Genomic DNA, 22,813 nt, shown 5'->3' with positions numbered 1-22,813 from the left:
AACAAACACAAGAGAGAAACTATGAAACTCAAACAGATGACTAAGGCCTTAATGGCAGTTGGCGTCGTACATGCGATGGTCAGCATTGCGCCAGCTTTTGCTCAAGATACTGCTCCAAAAATTCAAAAAATTGAAATTACTGGTTCAAGTATCAAACGTACAAATATTGAGACATCTGCATCCGTGCAAGTGTTAACACGTGAAGACATCGAGCGTTCTGGAGCAACGACTGCGCTGGGCGTTTTGACTGATTCTGTTGCTGTTGGTACAAGCTTGAATGCAGCATCTAGTTCTTCTGGTAGCTTCGCGACTGGTGCATCCGCAGTTGGTATGCGTGGTTTGGGTAAAGTAGCGACCTTGGTACTGGTTAATGGTCGCCGTATCGCTCCTTACGGTTTGTCTGATGGCGCACAAGATAACTTCACCGATTTGAACGCAATTGCTGCGGATTCAATTGACCGTGTTGAAATTTTGAAAGATGGCGCATCTGCTATCTATGGTTCAGACGCAATCGCAGGTGTTATTAATATTATTTTGCGTAAAAATTTCCAAGGCGCACAAATCAAAGCTGGTTATACAGGTACAGAAAATCTTTCTGACCGTCGTACACGCAACGTATCAGCAATCTATGGATACGGTGATGTTGCGAAAGATGGCTTCAATACTTATTTGACGATTGAAGGCAATAAGCGTGACGGTTACACCACTGAAGAAATGCGTAACTTGTACCCAGATTGGCATCGTTTAACACCAGGTCGTTCGACTTGGGATGCAAGAAGTTCTTTTTCACCAACTGGTAACTACTTCTTAAGCAGCACCAACATTGTTGCTGCACCTGGTTGCCCAGCGGGTGATATCGATCCAGTTGACAAGCAATGTAAGATGGATATCTTGCAGTATGGTGGTCAAACTACTAATAGCGAACGCTATGCTTTAGCAAGTAACACACGTTTCAAAATTGGCTCGGAAATCGACGCGAACTTTGAAGTTACTTACTCTAAGTCTTTCGACTCATACATTTTGTCTCCATTCAATGTGAGCAATGGTTCAGCTACTTCTTCAAGCAGCATCTGGTACAACGTGTATGGTGGCAAGATGGTTGGTCCATTCAGCTATCCTAAACTCCCAGTTGGTCATCCAAATAACCCATATTCAACGCCAGTCGAATATCGCGCACGTATGATGGATACTGGCGATGGTTTTAACTTCAATAAAACTAACTCTGATCAATACCGTGTCATGTTGGCGTTGGACGGCACTTTGGGTAACTACGATTGGAAATCTGCATTCGGCCATATGGAATCGACTGCTGATAAGGTAACACGTGCGGTTAGCGCTAAAGGTTACACCGATGCGATCATCAACAAGACCTATGTTTTTGGCAAAAAGAATGATCGTGCCTTGTTAGAGTCCATGTTCCCAATTCGTACGACAAATGGTAAGTCTGCGATCACGTTTATGGATGCGACTTTGACTGGTGAATTGATGCAATTGCCAGCTGGTCCATTGTCATTTGCGGTTGGTGCAGATGTGCGTCATGAAGCTTATGAAATGAAGAGCTCTGACAACGTATTGAATGGTGAATTGGTCGGTATTTTCGGCTTGCAAGTGAAAGACTCACGTAACCAATACTCTATCTTCTCAGAAGCGACTATTCCTGTTGTGAAAAACTTCGAAGTAAGTGCAGCTTTGCGTGCGGATAAACAAGGTGATTTCGATGCTCACGTTTCTCCAAAACTCGGCTTGCGTTACACAGTAACTGATGCATTGTTAGTACGTGCAACAGCATCTGGTGGTTTCCGTGCACCTAACATCGTTGAATCTGGTAATGGTTTGGGTCGTAGCTCAGTATCCAACGGCAACAATGATTTGCGTCGTTGCCCAATCGCGACCACTCTGAACAATCTGATCCAAAACAATCCTGCTGCAACGACTGCGGATAAAGCTTTGGGTAACAGCTATCGTAACGGCGATTGTTCAGCAAGCTTGCCAAGTTTCGTTTCTTCAAATCCTGATTTGAAACCTGAAACTTCACGTTCATACACGATGGGTCTGGTATTTGCACCATCTAGACAATGGTCATTTGGTATCGACTACTACAATATCGAACGTAAAGATGAAATCGGCACACGTTCTGTTGTTGATATCTTGAAAGGCGAAGCAAGTTTGCCAGCAGGTCAATTGTTGCGCGTTGATAATTCTGCGACGGATAACGAGTTCTTGGCATTGGTGAAAAAATACGCACCAACCAATAGCGTTACTTTCCAAAATATCGGCAAATTGGGTATGGTTTACAACCCATACGTGAACACGGGTAAAACACGTGCTTCTGGTTTCGATTTCGACGCTAGAACAACAATCAAGTTGGATAACATCGGTACTTTGCGTTTGAATCTTGATGGTAACTACGAGTTGAAATACCAAACTTTCAGTGTTGCTGACAACACATGGAATAAAAACGTAGTTGGTACTTACGATCGTGGTGGTCAATTGGGTGCAAAAGTGACTGCAGCATTGAAAACTGGTAACTGGGATAATGCCGTTATCGTTAACTATGCAAGTGGATACAGCTCAAACAGCTTGTCTTCACCAACTTACTGCGTAACGCAAAAAGTAGCTCCAGAAAATATGGCGACTTGTGAGCGTATCGATGCGAGTACGTTCGTGAACTACAGCTTGTCATACACTGGCATCAAAAATACAAAACTCAACTTCTTCGTTGGTAATGTATTTGCGGCAGAAAACCCAACTGACTGGCGCGGTGGTTGGACACCAAGCTTCCGTACTTTCTATGTGAACGGTACTTATAAGTTCTAAGAAACGGATGGCTGCATTTGAGCGGAATGCAAGTTCTGCTCAAGTAAAAATGCCCGTTGCATGACAAGTGCAACGGGCATTTTGTTTTGTGTTTTTTATTTAGATTATTTTGAGACGGTATGTAATTTCGTCATCGCGTCCGCAAACTCGCCTTTGATCAGCATGGGGATAATTTCCAAACCACGTGCAATTGATGCATCAATCAAAGGTTGTTCCTCTTTACGTGGTCTATGCAAAACAAAATCAGCAACACCTTGCTGTAAATTCAAAGTACGTGGATGACCAATGCCGATCCGCATGCGCCAATAGTCTTGTGTACCGAGTGCTGCGGTGATGTCTTTTAGACCGTTGTGCCCGCCCGAGGAGCCGCCTTTTTTTAGTTTGGCTAAACCTGGTGCGATATCGAGTTCGTCATGCACGACTAAAACTTGTTCTGGCGTGATTTTATAAAAACGACAGAGTGCGCCAACCGATTGTCCTGAGCGATTCATAAAAGTCTGTGGCTCTAATAGCCAAACTTCTTCACCCGCGATGCGAGTCCTGGCGACCAAGGCATTGAAATTTTTATCGCGTTGCAAGCTACCGCCCGCAAGTTGATCGACTAGCCAAAAACCTGCGTTGTGGCGGGTTTGTTCATATTCAGGGCCGGGATTGCCTAGGCCTACGATTAGTTTGATGCTCATAATAATTTGAATGAATTTTGATATTCCAACTCCCTTCTCCCGTAAGCGGGAGAAGGGGCGGGGATGAGGGTGTTCGGATCACAGCAAACGATGATTTCTGTCTATATGCCGATTTTTTGATAGATGCTTTGAACAAGCATTCGACCTATCTGAACTCCCCTCACCCCAACCCTCTCCCGTACACGGGAGAGGGCGCCTTATGCATTGCTAGGGATTTTACTTCTTCTTCAACAGCGGCAACAAATAATGCCCAGTCACGCTATGCTCATTCGCCGCGACATCTTCTGGCGTACCACTCGCAATAATCCGTCCACCGCCAGCGCCGCCTTCTGGTCCCATATCAACAATCCAATCCGCGGTTTTAATCACATCGAGATTGTGTTCAATAATGACCACGGTATTGCCCTGATCACGTAAGCGATGTATGACTTTTAACAGCAGAGCGATATCGTGGAAATGCAAACCTGTGGTTGGTTCATCCAAGATGTATAAAGTACGCCCTGTGTCGCGCTTCGATAACTCTAGTGACAATTTCACCCGCTGTGCTTCACCGCCAGAGAGCGTCGTTGCACTTTGTCCGAGACGGATATAACCCAAACCGACATCCAACAGGGTTTGCAATTTACGAGCGATCAAGGGAACAGGTTTGAAGAATTCATGCGCGTCTTCCACCGTCATTTCTAAAATCTCGTGGATGTTTTTACCCTTGTATTGGACTTCCAAAGTTTCGCGGTTGTAGCGTTTGCCGTGACAGACATCGCAAGGCACATACACATCAGGTAAGAAGTGCATTTCGACTTTGATCACGCCATCGCCTTGGCAAGCCTCGCAGCGCCCGCCTTTGACGTTGAACGAGAAACGTCCGGCGCTGTAGCCGCGTTCTTTGGCAACAGGTACGGTCGCAAACAGATCGCGTATCGGTGTGAATAGACCTGTATAAGTCGCAGGATTCGAGCGTGGTGTACGACCGATAGGCGCTTGGTCAACCGAGATGACTTTATCGAAGTGCTCAAGACCGCTGATACTTTCAAATGCAGCGGGTTCCGTTTGCGAACCATACAGATGACGTGATGCCGCCAAATACAAGGTGTCGTTGACTAAGGTTGATTTGCCGGAGCCAGACACACCCGTTACACAAGTGAGCAAGCCGACTGGCAATTTCATCGTGACTTTTTTCAGATTATTGCCTGTGGCGCCAGCGATCACGAATTGCTTTTCGGGATTAAACGCAGTGCGTTTCTTTGGTACTTCAATCGCTAAGTCGCCCGACAAATATTGTGCCGTTAAAGAACGCTTGCTTTGCATGATATCGTCGAGCGAACCTTGGGCGATCACTTCACCGCCATGCACACCCGCACCAATTCCCATGTCGACAATAAAGTCAGCACAACGAATCGCGTCTTCATCGTGTTCTACAACGAGCACGCTATTGCCAATATCGCGCAAGTGTTTGAGCGTGCCGATCAATCGATCATTATCACGTTGATGTAGACCAATGGATGGTTCATCCAACACATACATCACACCGGTTAAGCCCGAGCCAATTTGTGAGGCAAGGCGAATCCTTTGCGCTTCGCCACCTGACAAAGTATCTGCGCTGCGATCGAGCGATAAATAATCGAGACCGACGTTATTTAAGAAAGTGAGACGAGAACTGATTTCTTTGATGATGCGATCGGCGATGTCACGCTTGGCACCCGTTAATTTTAACTTGCCAAAGAATTCCATACCTTCACGTAAAGGCATCGCACTGATTTCATAAATCGCGCGCTCTTGTTTGCCCGTGCCAACTTTTACAAAGCGTGCTTCCACGCGCAAACGTGCGCCGTGGCATGACGGGCATTCTTTTTCATTGATGAACTTCGCCAATTCTTCTTTGACCGCCATCGAATCCGTTTCGCGATAGCGTCTTTGCAGATTGGTCACGACGCCTTCAAATGGATGTTCTTTAATGACGGTACGACCTTTTTCATTCACATAAGTAAAAGGAATGCTTTGTTTGCCAGAGCCATACAAGACCACTTGTTGCGCTGCTTCCGGCAATTGTTCAAACGGCAGATCCAGATCAAAATCATAGAATGCCGCCAGATTTGACAGCATCTGGAAATAAAATTGATTACGCCTATCCCAGCCTTTAACCGCGCCACTCGCTAAGGACAAATTCGGAAAAGCGACGATGCGCTTAGGGTCAAAGAATTCGATGTGACCAAGACCATCACATTCAGGGCAAGCGCCCATAGGATTATTGAACGAGAACAAGCGAGGTTCTAGTTCTTGCAAACTATAGCCGCAAGTCGGGCAGGCAAATTTATTCGAGAATAATTGCTCGTGTCCGCTATCCATATCTACCACCAGCGCACGACCTTCAGCGATACGCAAGCAAGTTTCAAACGATTCGGCTAAACGCTGTTTGATTTCGGCTTTGACCTTGACGCGATCCACCACCACGTCAATCGTATGTTTTTCGGTCTTCTTGAGTTTAGGTAAATCATCGACATCGTAGATCTTCGCAGCATGCGTGCCACTTTGTACGCGGAAGCGTACAAATCCTTGTGCCTGCATTTGCTCAAATAAATCGACGTGTTCGCCTTTGCGATTCGACACCACCGGCGCCAAGATCATCAGCTTGCTGTCCTCTGGCATTGCCAACACTGCATCGACCATTTGCGATACGGATTGCGCTGCTAAAGGGTTTTCAGGATGATCGGGGCAGTAGGGTGTACCAACGCGCGCATACAGCAAACGCAGGTAATCATGAATCTCTGTCACCGTGCCGACCGTCGAACGCGGATTATGTGAAGTCGCTTTTTGCTCAATCGAAATCGCAGGGGATAAACCTTCGATTAAATCGACATCGGGTTTTTCCATTAATTGCAAAAACTGGCGTGCGTAAGCCGACAAAGATTCCACATAACGGCGCTGGCCTTCCGCATATAAAGTATCGAAAGCCAGTGAGGATTTGCCAGAGCCCGATAAGCCTGTGATCACGACCAGCTTATTACGTGGCAAATCGAGATTGATATTTTTCAGATTATGCGTACGCGCACCACGAACCCGAATCGCATCCTTTTTGGGGAGCGGCATGTCCACCTGATCGAATTCGATTTCTGCCGGTGCGGACTTAAGGGACTTCTTAGTTTTGCTAATGGTCATGAAACATTTCCTGCGTATGATGGTCGATCAATAAGGGTTCAAAATGCTATAAAAAGTAGAAACTTTCTTTAAATTGTTGTGCGTACCATTGCCAGATCAATTTTTGTGACGAAATTTAAGCCAAATCAATGTGTGAAATGCAATTAAGCCGCGCAAGCTTGCCGCATTTTGAAATGAAAAGCGAGCAACCTGATACTATAACGGGTTTTCAAAAATAAGCGCGAGTGTCGCTGTAAATTGTCATCAGAATCATGGTTCCGGCTGACCCGTACTCGTCATTTTGCTTTTTGCAATGCTGTTAATCGTCTTATGAATAGCGCAACACCTATGAGCACAGAATCGCTCTCATCAACTATCGCTTCCAGCAAAATGTCCGCGTCCGAAATCCGCGCGGGCGCGTCCTTGGCATCGATTTTCGCTTTACGCATGTTTGGCTTATTTTTGATTTTGCCGATCTTCGCAATTCATGCCAAAACTTTGCCGGATGGCGATAACACCGCATTGGTCGGCATGGCGATGGGTGTGTATGGACTAACCCAAGCTTGCTTGCAGATTCTGTTTGGCATCGCGTCGGATAAGTATGGACGCAAGCCCGTGATTATCGCTGGTTTGATTTTATTTGCACTTGGCGCAGTGATTGCAGCGATGTCGAACACTGTGATGGGCATTTTGATTGGACGCGCAGTGCAGGGCGCAGGCGCAATTTCCGCAGCGATCACGGCATTGTTGGCCGACACTACACGAGAAGAGCATCGCACCAAGGCAATGGCGATGGTGGGTGGATCAATCGGGATTAGTTTTGCTTTGTCACTGGTGTTTGCTCCAGTGCTATATCAAAGTATCGGTATGTCAGGCATTTTCATCATGACCGCGATCATGGCAATTGCTGCTATCGCTGTGGTGATGTGGATTACACCGGATGCACCTACTTTACCAAGCGCCAAAGTGCCTTTGCTTGATGTGCTAAAAAATCCTGAGCTCATGCGTTTGAATTTAGGTGTGTTTGTATTGCACCTCAGTCAGGTAGCGATGTTTGTGGTCGTGCCATCCGCCTTAGTGCAAACCGTGCATTTGCCGCTAGACAAGCATTGGGAAGTCTATTTGCCTGTTGTATTTGGTTCTTTCTTCGTAATGCTATTCGCGATTATGCGAGGGGAGCGTAGTGGCAAAATGAAACAAGTTTTTATCGCCGCCATTGCTTTGCTAATGCTGGTGCAATTGGGTTTTTGGAGCTTCCTTGACCACGCGTGGATGTTGATTGCGATGTTGTTCGCTTTCTTTCTGGCCTTCAATATTTTGGAAGCGAGTCAGCCATCCTTGGTTTCTCGTCTCGCGCCACCTTCAGCTAAGGGCGCGGCGCTCGGCGTGTATAACACTTTGCAAGCATTGGGCTTGGCCTGTGGTGGTTTTGTAGGTGGATGGATGAAGCAGCACATCAGCGCTAGTTCCGTCTTCATATTTACTGCAGTTTTATCCTTGATCTGGCTTATAATCGCAAGCCGGATGCCGGAATTGCCCAAGCGCGCCAGCAAACCGAATTCTGCCAATGCGAACGACGCAGCGTCTGCCGCTTAGTTAGCAAAGTCGGAAAAGCAGTAAGCAAAATTGTCCTCCTAAAAGGAAAGCATTTTTGATCTATTGAAACACGCGAGTTACGTTGATAAATTAGCGATAAAGGTAGCAATTCAACTATAGAGTGGCAGCGCAAGGCATCAAAACGTAGCAATACACTAGTATTGCAAGGCTTTGTAACACAGCGACGACCTCTAAAATTAGATTGATATGTTATCGCATTGAGAGTAGGAGACATAAATATGGCATCACTAAATAAAGTTCTGATTATTGGCAATCTGGGACGTGATCCAGAAACCCGCTACATGCCAAGTGGCGATGCGATGACTACCATTGCAGTAGCAACCACAGAATCGTGGAAAGACAAACAAACCGGTGAAAAGAAAGAAGCGACCGAATGGCATCGCGTGACTTTCTTTGGCAAATTGGCCGAGATCGCAGGTCAATACCTGAAAAAAGGTTCACAGGTTTACATCGAAGGCAGCTTGCGTACTCGCAAATACACCGATAAAGACGGCGTAGAAAAATACGCAACCGACATTCGTGCCGACGAAATGAAAATGCTAGGCAGTCGCCAAGGCATGGGCGGCGGTGGCGGCGCACCGATGGATGATGATGGTTACGGCGGCGCTCCAGCCCCACGTCAACAGCAACAATACAGCGCGCCCGTGCAGCAACCACGTCAAGCTCCAGCGCAACGTCCTGCACCGAACTTCTCCGATATGGATGATGATATTCCGTTCTGAAGCGTACCTTAGAATAGATAAGCATTAAGTACCAAATCTAAAATACCCCAATTCAACCCTGTGTTGAATTGGGGTGTTTTTTTATGGAACGTAAAAGAAGTTGCTTCGATTTAACTTGCACATTTTCAGTTTGCCGCAAGAGTAATTCAAGTGATAAATCCCCTCACCTTCAAGGGGAGGGCTAGGGTGGGGATGGGTTTTGTGGACGAAATCTAGCAAGTAATCGGTATAAACAGAGCCAACTAAGTGGAATTCGGGTTTGCAGAGAGTTAAAACGAATTGGCTTTTCTTTTATGTTCGATTATCTTTGCGACTTGTTAAATTAAATCACGTTAGGCATGTCAAATGAGGCGGATGGCAGCACTCATTCGGTTGATCAAGGAAAACTATCCATACGACAAATTTTTTGAGTCAGTGGGCGAAACATTGCGTCTATCAAAACAGGCCCGCGCGTCTTATCGAGCCTATGACAAGGCGTTCGATTGTATGGATCAAGCGTCTTGGGAAAGACTGTCAAAGAAAGCTGTCGCGCACTTCCGGGATCATCGGAAAGGTCAACTCAAACAGGGATTTTTCAACCAACTAAACGAAGCCTTTGCCTATCAGTTCCTCCTCCGCCAGGGTTATACGCATGTCTCGGTCTTGCCGGAGGACGGCAAAACGACGCCAGACTTGTCATACCGTCACGGTAACGAGACAAGATACTGCGAAGTAAAGAGTATCGGTATTTCAGAGGCGCAGATCAATCGCCGGGAGGCTGAGGAGGGCTTTGACGGATCCATTTACTATGAGCTCAGCGTAGGATTTTTGCGCAAGCTCGACGCTGACTTGACGATGGCCTACAAGCAGATAACCAGCAAGGGATCTGATGGCATAGCCTTCATCGTCGTTATGAGCTTTGATGACTTCACGCTAAGTCACTATGAACGCTATCGAGTGCAAATCGCGCAGCAACTCTCCCAAACCGAGGTTCCAGAGGTTTACGTAAAGGTAGGCTTGTTGGGAGCTAGAATAATTCACAAGCGAGCGCGAAATATTGGTATCTCATCTAAGACTCAATGAGGCACGCGAATGTCTGACCGTCGGTTTAACGCCGATGCCAATATAGGCTAATTTCATGGCCAATGTTGGCCCCCTCCGCCCTTCGGCGCGGGTTAACCAAGGTGTCAACGCTGTATTTTTGCTCCATCAACGACAAAAAAACTCCCGAATACTGTAGAGAGACGTAATGTCTACAACTTGCTCGGATTCATCATAAATTCCTTGTGGGGAAATATCACAAAATTCAAACGAGTTAAGCCCAATTGCACCAACCGTGTCACTGAGCTAACCCTCGTCTGACGCTACCAAAACCTCATCAACCCTCAATCCCCAATCTTCAACAAATTATCACTAGGCGTCCGATCAATCCGCAAACGTCGTGGATCGATCTGCACATACTGCGGACGAACTTTACTGCGCAGTTGGATAGTATTGCGCGCCTGCTTGAGTGACTGCTTATTCAACAGAATTTGATCGCTCTCTTTCTTGATTGGAAATTCTGTGAACAAGGCGATTTCTATGTCGTCGTTGATGGTCTCTTGCTCTTCTGCCCCCGTCGTTTCATTGAGCACATATTTCAGCGCACTTAAATCGACTGTGGTTTCAAATTCGCCGTTCGCTAGTTGTACTGTTTTGGCATCGTGTACGGTGAAATCATGGAACACGATGCGTTTGAACAAGTCGTCGATGATCTTGATTTGTGCCGCGTCTGCTTGTTGGTAGAACAGATTGAGCAAGTCTAAGGAAGTTGGTTTACGGTGATAAGCAAAATTCTGGAGTAAATTGCGTAAGGCCAGATTGATTTTGTCTTCGCCAATTAAATGCATCAGCGCGTACATACTATGTTGCCCTTTGTTGTAATAGATATGCGGTTCCATGCCTACGCTGAACAATGGTCGTTCGGTGTTTTGGCTATACGGACGTTGGCGTAAATATCGATCTATTGCTTGATGTATCGCTTCTAAATTACTTGCTTCGCCTTGGTATTTTTTGCTCATGACGAGTTCTATGTATTTGCATAATACTTCGGTCAACATGGGGTAGCCGCCCACGTAATTTGGATCAATGGCGAATCCGAAAAAATGATGTGCGAATTCGTGTGAGACACCATTTAATAAAGGGTTATTTTTTATGCCGCGATTATCTAAATTAAAGAAACGATTTTCCACCCCCAAATACATACCGGGTTGCGCGCTGCCGAATGATTGCGCTTTGGCGAAGTAAGGGAGTTCGACTACGCTATATTCTTTGTCGGTATACGGCTGTATATGCGTCGCAAAATAATCCATGGTTTGCGTCAAAGCTTCTAGCATTAAGGCATCATCTTTATCGTGCTTAGGGCTGCGATATAGTTGGATGTTCACATCCTTGTGTTGTGCTTTTGTGATGTGAAAGTCGGCTGCAACGATGGCTAATTGCAATCCTACTTTTTGATGACTCTTGTAGTGAAAATAGCGGCGTCCTTCATCTTGCCATTCTCTTTGTAACTGACCAACCGTGACGACGGTTTGTTGGCTTGCGATGGGCATTGATAGCGTCGCTTCATAGGTCACATTATCGTCTTTGCTCAGTTGATCTTGCGCCGTCGGTGCCGCCAACTTGACCGCTGCCAAGCCATGTTTGAGTCGTTCTTGTTCATCACTAATCATATAGCGTTGATCAAAGCCAAATTGCGGCAACACGTCCTCTAGCTCGATATAGCTACCTCCTTGAGTGACCCAATGTTCGCCATCTAATTTGGTAAATGCATTATGGGTGATATCCAAAGTAAATGTGAGTTGTCTACTCTCCTGCGCGTGCATGGGTTGGTCTAAGACGAACCAATAAGTTTGATAAGCCGCATCATAAGAAGTTTGTTTTGCGCCTTGCAATTTGACACTGTGTTGAAGGTGGGCTTGCCTCAACACATTCACCATAATCTTATGAATGGTCTGTGATGTTTGATTGCGAATTTGTAACTGGCCTGTGGCCTGGTACGAGCGCTGTTCGGGTTGAATATGCAATTCAACTTTCACGCTCTCTATACTTGGTTGCGGCAAGTCTTTGTATTGTTCGTAGCTCTTTTCGTAATGCGCCATCCACTCCAATTTATCTTTGGCGCTCATGTAACTATTAAAAACATTGGTTTGGTAGAACACATAGCTACCTGTACCGATAAAGCTGATGAGGACGCATAACAACAAGCCGCGACTTGTTGAAGTCCACTTGCGACTACCACCATTGCTTATCATATTGCTGAAGATGCTGTAGTCACCACGTCGCCAATACAGCACGGAAAGCAGCGCGAATAAGCCGCCTAGCGATAGCCAATAAGCACTAATCCAATGAAAGGCTTCATGGTGATAAATCGTGTCCGCCATTTCTGAATAATAGAATTTAGGAACATACGCGAATACCAGCAAAGGATGTTTGATGCTAAAGGTTTTCCAGATGATGTTTAAACAAAATACGCCCATGCCCAATAGCAAACCAATTGCTTTATTTTTTGCGAACCCTTGCAAGAATAAGCAAAACAAAGCCACCAACAAAATGGGAATGCCCGCGTAGTAGTACAGCAGAACATACTGCGAAAGATTGATTTCATGCATGCCACGCTGTAAACCGAGGATCAGTTGAAACGCAATCGCGGTCAACACACTGAGTGTGATGAAGCTAAACAAAATCGCCACCACATTACACAGTTTCGCCAGATAAAAAATGAGATTGTTGGTCGGGCTAGCATCGATGATGGCGTGAAAATTCACAGCTCTATCATTCCAATAGAGTTCAACCGCGTACACAATTGCGATCAATTGTCCAAAGATGACTAAAGGCTCAATTAGTGATTCTAAAATCATTCCTGTGGTCGCATAGTAAGACCGACCACCATTGATAGGCCCGGTCAAGATTTCGCTTAACAGATGTACCGCAGTGAAGACGATGGTGATCAGTGCCAACACCAAGAACACGCGACTTTTCGCTAAACTCAAGTATTCCAGTTTGAGTTTGGAAAACCAAATGTCGATATGAAAATCTGCTAAGTTGTGATTCGGATTTACCGCTTGATAAGCTTGAATCGGCTCAGCAAGCGTTGTTTCTGCAGCCTGCTTTTTCTTTGAATTTTCTTCGAATAATTTAAAAGAAAACTTTTGATAAGTGTAAGCAAACATCGCCGCACTGACAGCAAGCCACAGTAGACGATTGCTTAACAGGCTACCTGCCAGCGTTGGTTCTAGTTGATTTCTTTGCGTGCTAGTCCAGTAAGCAGATTGCTCAAAAAATGCGATTAGTCCATAAGGCTCAAGCAAAGCAGAGAAGCCGTAGTTGCCTGCGGTAAGCGGAGAAGAATTGGCGAGAATAGGCGAGTTCCCTAATACGGAGCCGATGATGTACAACACATAAACCGTGATTGCCGCAACATACATCGCTAAAGTGTTTTTAGTAAATATCGCAGTCGAAAATATAATGGAAACACAGAGCAAGACATTCGGCACGATGAAAATCGCGAAGCTAGATAAGTAGTAGAACGGATTGAAATTGCCCGCTTGTTTCGGATCGAGAAATAGGGAGGTCGTCATCATTGCCAACAGCATGATCAGCATCACCAACAAGCTCGCTAACATTAAGCCTAAATAGCGACTGACCAGATACACAAACTTATCCAGTGGTGTGGTGTAAATGAAGGATTCAAATTTATGCTGGCTATCTCTTAGCAATACCGGCGTCGCCAATACGCACACCAGAAAAATAATATTCGGAGAGATGAAAAGTAATGTTTGCGTGATCGCATAGGAAGAATTGGCAAAGCTGCGCTGCGTTGTGATGAGTGCAGCTAGCGCAGAAAACAGCAAGACGCCTAGCCATAGACCAGCTTGTTTGAGATAAATTTTGAATTCGAACTTGAGTAAATTAGCGAGCATGTTACCGAACATTTTTTGCTCCTTGCTCAAATTTTTTCAAGGTCGCAAAGTACACATCCTCAAGGTTGGCGGACACGAGCTCGAAACCAATTTCTGGCTGGAATTCGCTTTGCACGAGTATCTGTGTTTGACCGACGACTAATCTCTCTGAGATAACATTGTATTTGTTTTTGTATTGTTCAGTCTGATTGCGCGGCAGCAGCTTGCTCCAAATCGTGCCGTCAATTTCTTGTATCAAATGGGCGGGTTTGCCTTGCAGACGGACTTCTCCATTAATCAGAATCGCCATGTTAGGACAAAGTTGACTCACATCTTCAACGATGTGGGTAGACAGAATGACGATTACGTTCTCGCTGATCTCGCATAATAAATTATGAAAGCGATTACGCTCTTGTGGATCGAGCCCAGCGGTGGGCTCATCGACAATGATCAAACGTGGCGAGCCAAGTAGCGCTTGTGCAATGCCAAAGCGTTGACGCATGCCACCAGAGTAAGAACTCACATCTTTTTTCCGGACATCGTACAAATTTGTTTGGTGTAACAGTTGTTCGATTTGCGCCTTGCGTGCTTTGTGGTCAACCACGCCTTTGAGTAGCGCGATGTGATCGAGCAAGTCATAGCAAGATACTTTGGGATAAACCCCGAATTCTTGCGGTAAATAGCCGAGACAACTACGTAAGACATTCGGGTTCTGAATCACGTCTTTATTGTCAAAGCTGATTTGCCCATGACTTGCTTGTTGTAGCGTGGCGATGGTACGCATTAAAGTGGATTTGCCAGCGCCGTTCGGACCTAATAAACCAAATAAACCAGGTTCGATATCGAGCGAGATTGCCTTCAAGGCTTGCACGCCATTGTCATAGGTTTTTGAGAGATTACGTAGTGTGAGCATAATTAGAAATTCCTGCTGGTGGCACAAAAAGTATTGATCAATTTCATCATACTGCTAGTAAAATAAAAATAAATAGCGCAATGACGAACGACGCTTAAACCATGTCGAACAACCAATTCACCACTGTAGATCCTTGAAAACGCTCATCAAAATTAGTATTGCGAGTGGCATTTATGCCGCTCTTTTGTATGCAATCTATCGTCTCAATAATGCCGATTTGTTGATGGTGTTTGTGACGCTATCATTGATGATTCCCATCGTTTATTTGATCGTCGATAAATACAAGCAAGCGCAAGTTATCGATCATTTACAGCAAGAAACCCTGAAGGCTGAATTGAATTTATTGAAGAGTCAAATTAATCCGCATTTCTTTTTCAATACATTGAATAACTTGTATGGCTTGGCGATTGCCAAATCGGATCTTGCACCAGAAGTGATCCATAAGTTGGCGCAAATGATGCGCTTTACGATTTATGATGGACGCAAAGATAGCGTGAGCGTGAAAGAAGAAATTGCCTATCTCGAAAATTTTATCGAGCTCAATCAAATTCGTCAGCAGCATAGAATTGCGATTCGTTTTGATCAACAGATAGAAAACCCTGAACAACGGATACCGCCCCTATTGTTTATTAATTTATTGGAGAATGCGTTTAAGCATGGTGTGGAGACCTTGAGCCTTGATCCTTTCATTGAATTTAGCTTACGCACGAATGCGAAGTCGATTTCATTTACGATAGAAAATAATTTTGATGCGCAGGTGCTTGAGAAAAATAAACGACAACGTGGGCAAGGTGGCTTAGGTACTGAGAATGTAAAGCGCCGGCTTGCTTTGTTATTTCCAAATAAGCATGAGTATCGTACCGAGATTAGCGGTGACCATTACCGAGCCGAAGTGAATATTGACTTAAGTTAGCAACTTCAGTTAGCGAATTAAAAATAGCGACTACAAAAGAACGACTATGGCTTTAAATTATCTGATTATCGATGATGAACCTATTGTGCATACATTGATTCGGCAATTTGCCGATTCGTTGGGAAGCTTGCACTTTGTCGGTAGCGCATTTCGTGCCAAGGATGCGCAAACTTTACTGGATATGCAAAAAGTCGATTTGATTTTTTTGGATGTTCAAATGCCTGCGCAGAGCGGTTTTGAATTTTTACAAAGTCTGGTCGATCCGCCACACGTCATCGTGATTTCTGCGCATAAGGATTACGCTTTAGAAAGCTATGAATATGCGATCACCGATTATCTGTTGAAGCCATTTAATTTACAGCGTTTTTCCCATGCGATTGAAAAGGTAGAAAAAGATATCGCCAAGAAAGCCGCGCTGCTGCAAGCGCAGTCGGGCGTCTCATCGTCTATGGCAAAACATATTTTCATCAAGGACGACAAAAAGCAGCATCAGGTCGCACTCGATGCGCTTATTTATATTAAAGCGAATGGCAACTTCACTTCGGTCTATCATGCCGATGGGCATATCCTTAGTCAGATGAAAATCTCGGATTTCGAAAAGATCTTGCCGAAGGATAAATTTAGTCGCGTACATCGTTCTTATATCATCGCTCATCATGCGATTAGCTTAATTAGTGCAAATGAAATAGAACTAGGTGCCACGCTCATTCCGGTTGGTCGCGTATACAAAGAACATGTTTCTCGAATTTTAAAATTGGATAAAAATGCTGATTGAGATGGTTGTTGGTATTTTGTGAGACAGCATTTTTTTAAATTTTTATGTTTAAACGACTTCGCTCACTATGTCATTTCTGTATTTTTCAAAAACCAAAATTACGCTTGATTTGAGCCTCAGCATTGACATATAGTTGATCGAACTAATGTATGAGGTAGCGCACATCTAGATCGATATGACCAATCCAACAATTCCCGTATTTTTACAAGGTGCTGACGATGCTGAATCGCGCGCGACAAGCGAGGCCTGTGCTGGTTGCCGAAGTGATAGTCAGTTTGAGATAGAGATTGAATTTGCCTACCAGCCTATCGTCGATTTTGCCTCGCGAGCTATTTTTGCCCACGAGGCTTTGGTACGTGGACCCAATGGCGAATCCGCTGCGAGTATTTTGGCGCAGGTGAACGATGGTAACCGTTACCAGTTTGATCAATTGTGTCGAGTAAAAGCAGTGCAGGGGGCGGCGCGCTTGGGTATGCAAGAATTTTTGTCGATCAATTTCTTACCTAATGCTGTATACAAACCAGAAGTGTGTATTCGAACCACTTTCGAGGCTGCGCGTGAACATAACTTCCCGATTGAGAAAATCATTTTTGAAGTAACCGAAGGCGAGCGTGTACAAGATCGACCACATTTGGTGAATATCTTTAGACAGTATCGCAATTTCGGTTTTAGAACCGCGATCGACGACTTTGGTGCTGGTTATGCGGGCTTAAATTTGCTGTCAGAATATCAGCCCGAGATCATTAAGATTGATATGGATTTGGTGCGTGGTATTGATACCGATAAAGCACGTCAAGCGATTGTAAGAGGGATCGCTACAATTTGCCGAGAATTGGATATTCAGATTTTGGCAGAAGGCATAGAAACACGCGCCGAGCGTGATTTTCTATTTTCGATTGGCATCAAGTTGATGCAGGGCTACTGGTTTAGTAAGCCTGTTTTTAAAGGCTTGGGAGAGATCCCCGCATCTGCGTGGGAATAAGCTGGTTGTCGGTCTAATATAGGGCGAATCAGCGTAGATTGTCGCTAGAATTTCTTACTTCAATCTACGCTGATTCTATATCCACAATAACTATCTGTTTATACTCTTTGCGCTCTTAATTCGTCGCAAGATAGTCACAAAGTTAGTAAGTCAAATTCAATTGATAGACCGCAGTGGTACCACTGACTTCATTGCCAACAATGAGCAAGGGTTTGCTGTTCGGTGACTTGTCTGCGGCGATCAAAGTTAAACCTTCTGGACCGCGATCACCTGTCAGTGCATTGCGCGTATTGAGGTAGGTTACATAACTAGGTGCGCTTGGATTGCTGACGTCATACACGATCACACCGCCAACACGTTCCATACCGATAAAGGCATAAGTCTTATTGCCAAAAGTACCGACTACCACGCCTTCAGGTTCAGGGCCTTTGCTGGCGCTGCGTCCATCAAGTGTATTGTTGTCATGGCTGGCATTGAAGGCGACATTGTTAAGCGCTTTGGTACGTTGCTCCAGTTCATCGCCAGAATCGTAAACACGCACGATGTCGCTAGACCAGATCGAGAATGAGCGTGCGCCAAACGCGTATAAATCGGTACAGAGTCCGGCTGCATTTTTACCTGCGCTGCCACCATTTGGCGTCGTGGTGATACGCAAGCGTCCGAGGTTGGAATCAAATAACAAGTTAGCTGCATCGCTGCCGAATAGTGCGGGATCTAAACCCAATTTGCAATGCGTGGCTACTCGCGTTTCTTCATTAAATCCGGGCCAATCAGCGCGTGCATCACCTTCATTCGCGGTAATCAAGTAAGTGCTGCCATTGATGGTGTAGCGCGCAATCGCGTCAGGTAAATACATGCCTTTTACTGGTTGCGGAACAATTTTAATTGCAGGCGTTCCGCTATTGGTGTTGGTACCGCCATCTTCATCACTCGCATCTAAACCAGCGCCAGAGACATTATGATTTTTAAATCCCAATGGCTTGATTGCGGTGACTTTTGCCGTGGCGATATCGACGATCGCAATCGCATTATTTTCTTGCAGTGTCACATACGCTGTTTTGTTATCCGCACTGATGGCGATGTATTCAGGTTCTAAATCTTGCGCCGCATTCGCGCCAGGACCGTAGATGCGTACGCCACTGCTGCGAAGCTCGGCTTCTTTGCCAATATAGGCTTTGAAGTCTGCTGTGCTGACAGTTGAAGTTCCGCTGCGATTGACCGTGATCACGCTGACCGAACCTTCTGGATCAACCGAGTCGGCTAGGCCATAGCTATTCGGTTCTCCTTCATTGGCGACCAATAAGCTTTTTCCATCGGAGGTGAAAGTCAGCATGTCGGGCAAAGCACCGACTGTGACGGAGTGCAACAGTTTCAAATCCGCTGCGTTGTAAAAGGCGACTACACCAGGTGAAGTTTTTTGTTTTGCTTCGATTGCGAGTGCGACTAAGCCATCATGAACCGCCACACTGTTGACGCCGCCGCCAAGGCTGCTGACGTTGATGGTGCTAATTAATTTCGGTGCAGTTGGGTTAGTTAAGTCGAGCACATCAACAGAACCATTGGCACCATTCACAACAAAGAGTCGCTTGCTGGCAGAATCAAACGCAGTGATCTCCGCAGCACCAAGTGCGACACCATCGTAGCTGCCGATTTTCTCTAATGTCATGCTGACTGGCGTTGGAGCAACCGGAGTGGTGGTCTCTTTGATGTCATCGTTACTGCCGCCACAGCCGCTTAAGATAGAGATAGGAATGATGAGAGATGCCATTAAATGGCGTCGGCCAGATTTCAACATGAAGATCCTTCGTAAATTAAAAATGAAATGAAAATGCGGGCAAGTACTTTAATTAAGTATGCAAAAAAGTACCTTCGATAGGTGCGTCATTGCCGAACCCAAATTGCTACTGATTGTTTCAAGTTTTGATGACGAGGATGTGACACGTACGACGATTGGTGATCGTGTTGTTTTGCTGCATGCTTAGTTGACTTGCAAAATAGCTAGATGGAACGCTAACGGTCGAAACTATTCAAGCGCTAATCACCTGTAAAACGTTGCGCGAATTTACATGTAATCAGGATTTTTCGAATTTATTCGTCTCTACATTAAAGACGGTATCGGGGATGCGTAGGTGTGGTGCGATGGTATCAGGCGGATCTTCTGGTGCGATGCTGTTCATCCACAAATCCATTTTGCTATTTGCCATTATGCCGCTATTGGCTTGTAGTTTGTCCTGATGATGTTGTTGCGCTCTTCTTTCTAAGCGGCGCAACTCTTCTTGGGCTGATACGGATTGATGATGCGAAGCGCGTGCCGATACACTCTGTGTTTTAAGCACGCGCTCTTGTCTTTGTTTTTCACTTACTGCCTTCGCTTCTTTCTCTTGTCGCGCTTTGATACGTTCTTGTGCGGCTTTGATTTCTGGTGTTTGCTTGAGTGAAGATTTTTTATCGGCATTCTTATCGATGCCTAAAAGTCTTTTGAAGAAGTTCATCATTCATCCCTAAGTTTATTTTTCTTATGCATAGAAACTCGTGTGTTGAGTTCAAGTGCATTATTTCAGTTTGGGCTAAAGCAGAAATTGTGCCTAAGTGCTGCGCTTGTTTAATAAACTAGGGATTTTTGTGATTATCTTTTGCAATATCTGAAGTGCTGAATTTGTTTGGATAGATAGTTTGTGATGAACTTATTTTATGTCTTGCTAGAAGTACGATAAGTCTGCAAATGAATACTGGTCTCGGTATTTTGTATGGCTTTAATCAAACGTATTCTTTCCAACACGGATGATAGTTCAGACAAATTAGCTGCGCGAAGGCTGGCTAATAAATCCCAGCGACCATTTGTGTCGTGAATTTCTTCTATGCCCGGTTCGCCTAGTAAGGAAGCGATAACCGCGCGGGTTTCATTCCCTTCGACGGCGATGCTAATCCATGCATGAATTTCGTTTTGTTGAGCATCGGGACGGAGGCGTACCGTATAGCCGACGATGATGCCATCGTCTTCGAGCTTGGTAATGCGATTTGTAATCGTACCGCGTGATACTTTGAGCTTGTGTGCGAGGGTGGCGATGCTCATCCGCGCATCGGTGCGTAACAAGCTGATGAGTTGTTGATCTAGTGCGTCCATTTTATTCATTTCGTCAAATAATGCTGTCATTTTGGCAGAAATTTGATGAATTTGGTACATTTCTGCTGATTCTGTTTAACAGCGACATCCCGTAAGATGCTTCTATCAAAATTTTTAAGAACTTACGCAAAGTTGTTGCAGCGAGATTCACCGAAAATAATTGTCCTTATTTTTAACGGTGAAGTGCTTAGTTTTCTCTCGGCTGGTTGTAGAAATTTTACGCAAGTTCTCATTAGTAAACCAAATAAACGGAGACCGACATGAGTAACCCAAACCACACTACACAATCCCAACAAGTCGTGACGCCACGTCGCGCCGTGACGCAATATTTAAGCGCTGAACGCGTGGCAGAAATCATTCAAAAGCGCGGCATCGGCGCTTGTATTACCGGCGTAGCCTCTTACATCAACCAAGATTTTTTACGTTGGAATTCTTTCGACAAATGTGCGCGTGTCGCGAACCATTCAGACGTTGGCGTCATCGAGTTAATGCCAATTGCTGACGACAAATCGTATGCATTTAAATATGTAAATGGGCACCCAAGTAATTACCGTTTTAATTTACCAACGGTGATGGCATTTGGTGTTTTGGCGGATGTCGAAACAGGCGTGCCTGAATTGGTCAGCGAATTGACTTTGACAACCGCTATCCGCACAGCCGCTATGTCTGCGGTAGCAGCTCGCGCATTAGCAAGAGACAATTGCAAAACGATGGCGATCATTGGTAATGGTGCACAGAGCGATTTTCAAGCATTAGCTTTCCACCATTTGCTTGGTGTCGAAATGTTCCATTTGTTTGATATTGATACTGCCGCGACGGATAAATTAGAAGCGAATTTGCGCAAAATGGGTTTGCAAACAAAACGTTTTGCTAGCACTAAAGAAGCGGTGAAAGGCGTGGATATTATTACCACGGTGACCGCAGATAAAACCAATGCGACGATCATCACTCCCGATATGGTCGAGCCAGGCATGCATATTAATGGCGTTGGCGGTGATTGCCCAGGTAAGACAGAATTACACGCAGATGTATTGCGCATGGGACCAGTTTTCTGCGAATTTGAGCCGCAATCGCGTATTGAAGGCGATATGCAGCAAATGCCAGCGGATTTTCCTGTCACTGAATTGTGGACAGTTTTGTCGGGCAAAGTGGTGGGTCGTAGCAGTGCGGATCAAGTGACTATTTTTGACTCCGTTGGTTTTGCATTAGAAGACTATTCGGCATTGCGTTTTATGCGCGATGTCGCCGTGGAGATGGGCATGAGTGAAACTTTATCCTTAATTCCAGCGATGGAAAATCCTAAGAACTTGTTCGGTTTCATTGGCGATAATGCCAATTCTGTTCAAACAAGCAATCCTGTCGCACGTACAAGCCCAGCATTTGTGTCATAAGAAGAAGTGATTTAGTTACTTCAAAAAAGCAATAAAAGGCCTAGATTTGAAAAAAATCAGGCCTTTTTTGTATGGAAATGTGGATTTCGATAAAAATAATCGCGAATTTTTTAAAAAATCTCGAAACTTGTAAGTATTTGTGTCAACCGGACTGAAGTCGATCACGTTTTTTGCCTAACAGCAGCTTTGTCGAATCCAACAAGACAAAGACATTTAGGGAGTTGTCAAAATGATCTACGAAATTTTAGTTCGCCCATCCTACAATAAATTGATGACATCGGATCATCTGATTTGGGTGGAAAGCAATATGCCTACACGTTTCTTTGAGCAATGGTTGCGTGACCATGCTTTATTGGATGGCAGTGGCCGCTCCCCTATCGTTCGTTGGGGTATCGTGCAAACGCAACGTCCTGCGCATTTTCAATTGGCAACCCAAGAAACAGCCTTGACTGATCGTATCGCTGAGTTAATGAGTGGCGCGACGCATTTGGCAGATATTCCTGCTGTGCGCGTTCCAGTTGCTGCGAAAGCACCTGTATTTTTAGCTGCTTGATTCGCTCGATACGAGTGTGCTTGTGTCTAGCTTGCTTTTAGGCGAGCGTGTGGCGAGGATTGTTGCGTTCAACAAACTTCGTCATTCTCGATAGACCAAGCTCGCTAGCCCTTGCAGCTTCCCCTAAAAACAAAAAACTGCCAACAAGTAAACTGAACCCCAAAAGTTGGACACCAACTTTTGGGGTTTTTTAATGGCTAAACATACAGAAGAGTTTAAATACCGTGTAGTGCAAGAGTATTTAAGTGGCGCACTGGGGTATCTTGCATTAA

At 45.1% G+C, this 22,813-nt stretch carries 16 protein-coding genes; 9 read left to right on the top strand and 7 right to left on the bottom strand.

Going from position 1 to position 22,813, the window contains the following annotated elements:
- Nucleotides 1-21: 21 nt before the first annotated feature.
- Nucleotides 22-2,817, top strand: coding sequence for a TonB-dependent receptor plug domain-containing protein (locus KDM92_RS16575; RefSeq protein ID WP_230408398.1), 2,796 nt, complete (start codon nucleotides 22-24; stop codon nucleotides 2,815-2,817).
- Nucleotides 2,818-2,921: 104 nt separating this feature from the next.
- On the opposite strand, the gene pth is transcribed toward KDM92_RS16575, so the two are convergent.
- Together pth and uvrA are read right to left on the bottom strand one after the other, a co-directional pair.
- Nucleotides 2,922-3,500: an aminoacyl-tRNA hydrolase gene (gene pth / locus KDM92_RS16570; protein WP_212685531.1), complete on the bottom strand. Its 579-nt coding sequence runs from the start codon at nucleotides 3,498-3,500 to the stop codon at nucleotides 2,922-2,924.
- Between the two features lie 216 nt (nucleotides 3,501-3,716).
- Nucleotides 3,717-6,584 (bottom strand): excinuclease ABC subunit UvrA, encoded by a 2,868-nt coding sequence (gene uvrA / locus KDM92_RS16565; RefSeq protein WP_212685576.1) that lies wholly within the window; start codon nucleotides 6,582-6,584, stop codon nucleotides 3,717-3,719.
- A 396-nt stretch (nucleotides 6,585-6,980) separates the two neighbouring features.
- On the opposite strand from uvrA, the gene KDM92_RS16560 reads away from it, so the two are divergent.
- From KDM92_RS16560 to KDM92_RS16550, 3 genes are all read left to right on the top strand, one after another.
- On the top strand, nucleotides 6,981-8,228 hold the full coding sequence (locus KDM92_RS16560) for an MFS transporter (protein ID WP_230408397.1): 1,248 nt from the start codon (nucleotides 6,981-6,983) through the stop codon (nucleotides 8,226-8,228).
- Between the two features lie 239 nt (nucleotides 8,229-8,467).
- Nucleotides 8,468-8,971, top strand: a complete 504-nt coding sequence (ssb, locus tag KDM92_RS16555) for a single-stranded DNA-binding protein (protein ID WP_189346280.1) — start codon at nucleotides 8,468-8,470, stop codon at nucleotides 8,969-8,971.
- Nucleotides 8,972-9,325: 354 nt separating this feature from the next.
- Nucleotides 9,326-10,033 carry a hypothetical protein gene (locus tag KDM92_RS16550; protein WP_212685530.1) on the top strand — a complete coding sequence of 236 codons (708 nt, stop codon included), beginning with the start codon at nucleotides 9,326-9,328 and terminating at the stop codon, nucleotides 10,031-10,033.
- Nucleotides 10,034-10,335: 302 nt separating this feature from the next.
- Here KDM92_RS16550 and KDM92_RS16545 read toward each other — a convergent pair whose 3' ends face one another.
- Nucleotides 10,336-13,923, bottom strand: a complete 3,588-nt coding sequence (locus KDM92_RS16545) for a M1 family aminopeptidase (protein ID WP_212685529.1) — start codon at nucleotides 13,921-13,923, stop codon at nucleotides 10,336-10,338.
- Nucleotides 13,913-14,803 carry an ABC transporter ATP-binding protein gene (locus KDM92_RS16540; protein WP_212685528.1) on the bottom strand — a complete coding sequence of 297 codons (891 nt, stop codon included), beginning with the start codon at nucleotides 14,801-14,803 and terminating at the stop codon, nucleotides 13,913-13,915. Before KDM92_RS16540 ends, KDM92_RS16545 begins: the two co-directional genes overlap by 11 nt.
- A 133-nt stretch (nucleotides 14,804-14,936) precedes the next feature.
- Here KDM92_RS16540 and KDM92_RS16535 point away from each other — a divergent pair, with 133 nt between their 5' ends.
- The 3 genes from KDM92_RS16535 to KDM92_RS16525 all read left to right on the top strand — a co-directional run bounded on the left by KDM92_RS16535 (nucleotide 14,937) and on the right by KDM92_RS16525 (nucleotide 17,473).
- The gene (locus KDM92_RS16535) at nucleotides 14,937-15,716 is read left to right on the top strand and encodes a sensor histidine kinase (RefSeq protein WP_212685527.1); all 780 of its coding nucleotides are present in this window, start codon (nucleotides 14,937-14,939) and stop codon (nucleotides 15,714-15,716) included.
- A gap of 46 nt (nucleotides 15,717-15,762) precedes the next feature.
- Nucleotides 15,763-16,491 carry a LytR/AlgR family response regulator transcription factor gene (locus KDM92_RS16530; protein WP_212685526.1) on the top strand — a complete coding sequence of 243 codons (729 nt, stop codon included), beginning with the start codon at nucleotides 15,763-15,765 and terminating at the stop codon, nucleotides 16,489-16,491.
- 175 nt (nucleotides 16,492-16,666) lie between these two features.
- Complete coding sequence (locus KDM92_RS16525) at nucleotides 16,667-17,473, top strand: EAL domain-containing protein (protein ID WP_212685525.1); 807 nt, start codon at nucleotides 16,667-16,669, stop codon at nucleotides 17,471-17,473.
- A gap of 142 nt (nucleotides 17,474-17,615) precedes the next feature.
- Here the strand turns inward: KDM92_RS16525 and KDM92_RS16520 are convergent, their stop codons facing one another.
- From KDM92_RS16520 to KDM92_RS16510, 3 genes are all read right to left on the bottom strand, one after another.
- A complete protein-coding gene (locus KDM92_RS16520) occupies nucleotides 17,616-19,268 on the bottom strand; it encodes a choice-of-anchor I family protein (RefSeq protein ID WP_230408396.1) in 1,653 nt (550 codons plus the stop codon).
- A 277-nt stretch (nucleotides 19,269-19,545) separates the two neighbouring features.
- Nucleotides 19,546-19,965 carry a hypothetical protein gene (locus KDM92_RS16515; protein WP_212685524.1) on the bottom strand — a complete coding sequence of 140 codons (420 nt, stop codon included), beginning with the start codon at nucleotides 19,963-19,965 and terminating at the stop codon, nucleotides 19,546-19,548.
- Nucleotides 19,966-20,162: 197 nt separating this feature from the next.
- Nucleotides 20,163-20,597, bottom strand: coding sequence for an Lrp/AsnC family transcriptional regulator (locus KDM92_RS16510; protein ID WP_189346371.1), 435 nt, complete (start codon nucleotides 20,595-20,597; stop codon nucleotides 20,163-20,165).
- Nucleotides 20,598-20,857: 260 nt separating this feature from the next.
- Here KDM92_RS16510 and KDM92_RS16505 point away from each other — a divergent pair, with 260 nt between their 5' ends.
- Together KDM92_RS16505 and KDM92_RS16500 are read left to right on the top strand one after the other, a co-directional pair.
- Nucleotides 20,858-21,988, top strand: coding sequence for an ornithine cyclodeaminase (locus KDM92_RS16505; RefSeq protein WP_212685523.1), 1,131 nt, complete (start codon nucleotides 20,858-20,860; stop codon nucleotides 21,986-21,988).
- A 229-nt stretch (nucleotides 21,989-22,217) separates the two neighbouring features.
- Entirely contained in the window at nucleotides 22,218-22,541 is a 324-nt protein-coding gene (locus KDM92_RS16500; RefSeq protein ID WP_189346270.1) for a hypothetical protein, read from the top strand.
- Nucleotides 22,542-22,813: the final 272 nt, after the last annotated feature.

Origin of the sequence: Affinundibacterium baiyunense (assembly GCF_018139645.1) — a bacterium.
In the GTDB taxonomy this organism is placed as follows: Bacteria; Pseudomonadota; Gammaproteobacteria; order Burkholderiales; family Burkholderiaceae_D; genus Undibacterium; species Undibacterium baiyunense.
The sequence above is the reverse complement of the archived record's forward strand: the minus strand, read 5'-3'. Positions and strand labels throughout refer to the sequence as shown.

Coding starts and splice junctions, on each gene's coding strand:
- KDM92_RS16575 (WP_230408398.1), top strand. CDS start 22: ATGAAACTCAAACAGATGACTAAGGCCTTAATGGCAGTTGGCGTCGTA.
- pth (WP_212685531.1), bottom strand. CDS start 3,500: ATGAGCATCAAACTAATCGTAGGCCTAGGCAATCCCGGCCCTGAATAT.
- uvrA (WP_212685576.1), bottom strand. CDS start 6,584: ATGCCGCTCCCCAAAAAGGATGCGATTCGGGTTCGTGGTGCGCGTACG.
- KDM92_RS16560 (WP_230408397.1), top strand. CDS start 6,981: ATGAGCACAGAATCGCTCTCATCAACTATCGCTTCCAGCAAAATGTCC.
- ssb (WP_189346280.1), top strand. CDS start 8,468: ATGGCATCACTAAATAAAGTTCTGATTATTGGCAATCTGGGACGTGAT.
- KDM92_RS16550 (WP_212685530.1), top strand. CDS start 9,326: ATGGCAGCACTCATTCGGTTGATCAAGGAAAACTATCCATACGACAAA.
- KDM92_RS16545 (WP_212685529.1), bottom strand. CDS start 13,923: ATGTTCGGTAACATGCTCGCTAATTTACTCAAGTTCGAATTCAAAATT.
- KDM92_RS16540 (WP_212685528.1), bottom strand. CDS start 14,803: ATGCTCACACTACGTAATCTCTCAAAAACCTATGACAATGGCGTGCAA.
- KDM92_RS16530 (WP_212685526.1), top strand. CDS start 15,763: ATGGCTTTAAATTATCTGATTATCGATGATGAACCTATTGTGCATACA.
- KDM92_RS16525 (WP_212685525.1), top strand. CDS start 16,667: ATGACCAATCCAACAATTCCCGTATTTTTACAAGGTGCTGACGATGCT.
- KDM92_RS16520 (WP_230408396.1), bottom strand. CDS start 19,268: ATGTTGAAATCTGGCCGACGCCATTTAATGGCATCTCTCATCATTCCT.
- KDM92_RS16515 (WP_212685524.1), bottom strand. CDS start 19,965: ATGAACTTCTTCAAAAGACTTTTAGGCATCGATAAGAATGCCGATAAA.
- KDM92_RS16510 (WP_189346371.1), bottom strand. CDS start 20,597: ATGGACGCACTAGATCAACAACTCATCAGCTTGTTACGCACCGATGCG.
- KDM92_RS16505 (WP_212685523.1), top strand. CDS start 20,858: ATGAGTAACCCAAACCACACTACACAATCCCAACAAGTCGTGACGCCA.
- KDM92_RS16500 (WP_189346270.1), top strand. CDS start 22,218: ATGATCTACGAAATTTTAGTTCGCCCATCCTACAATAAATTGATGACA.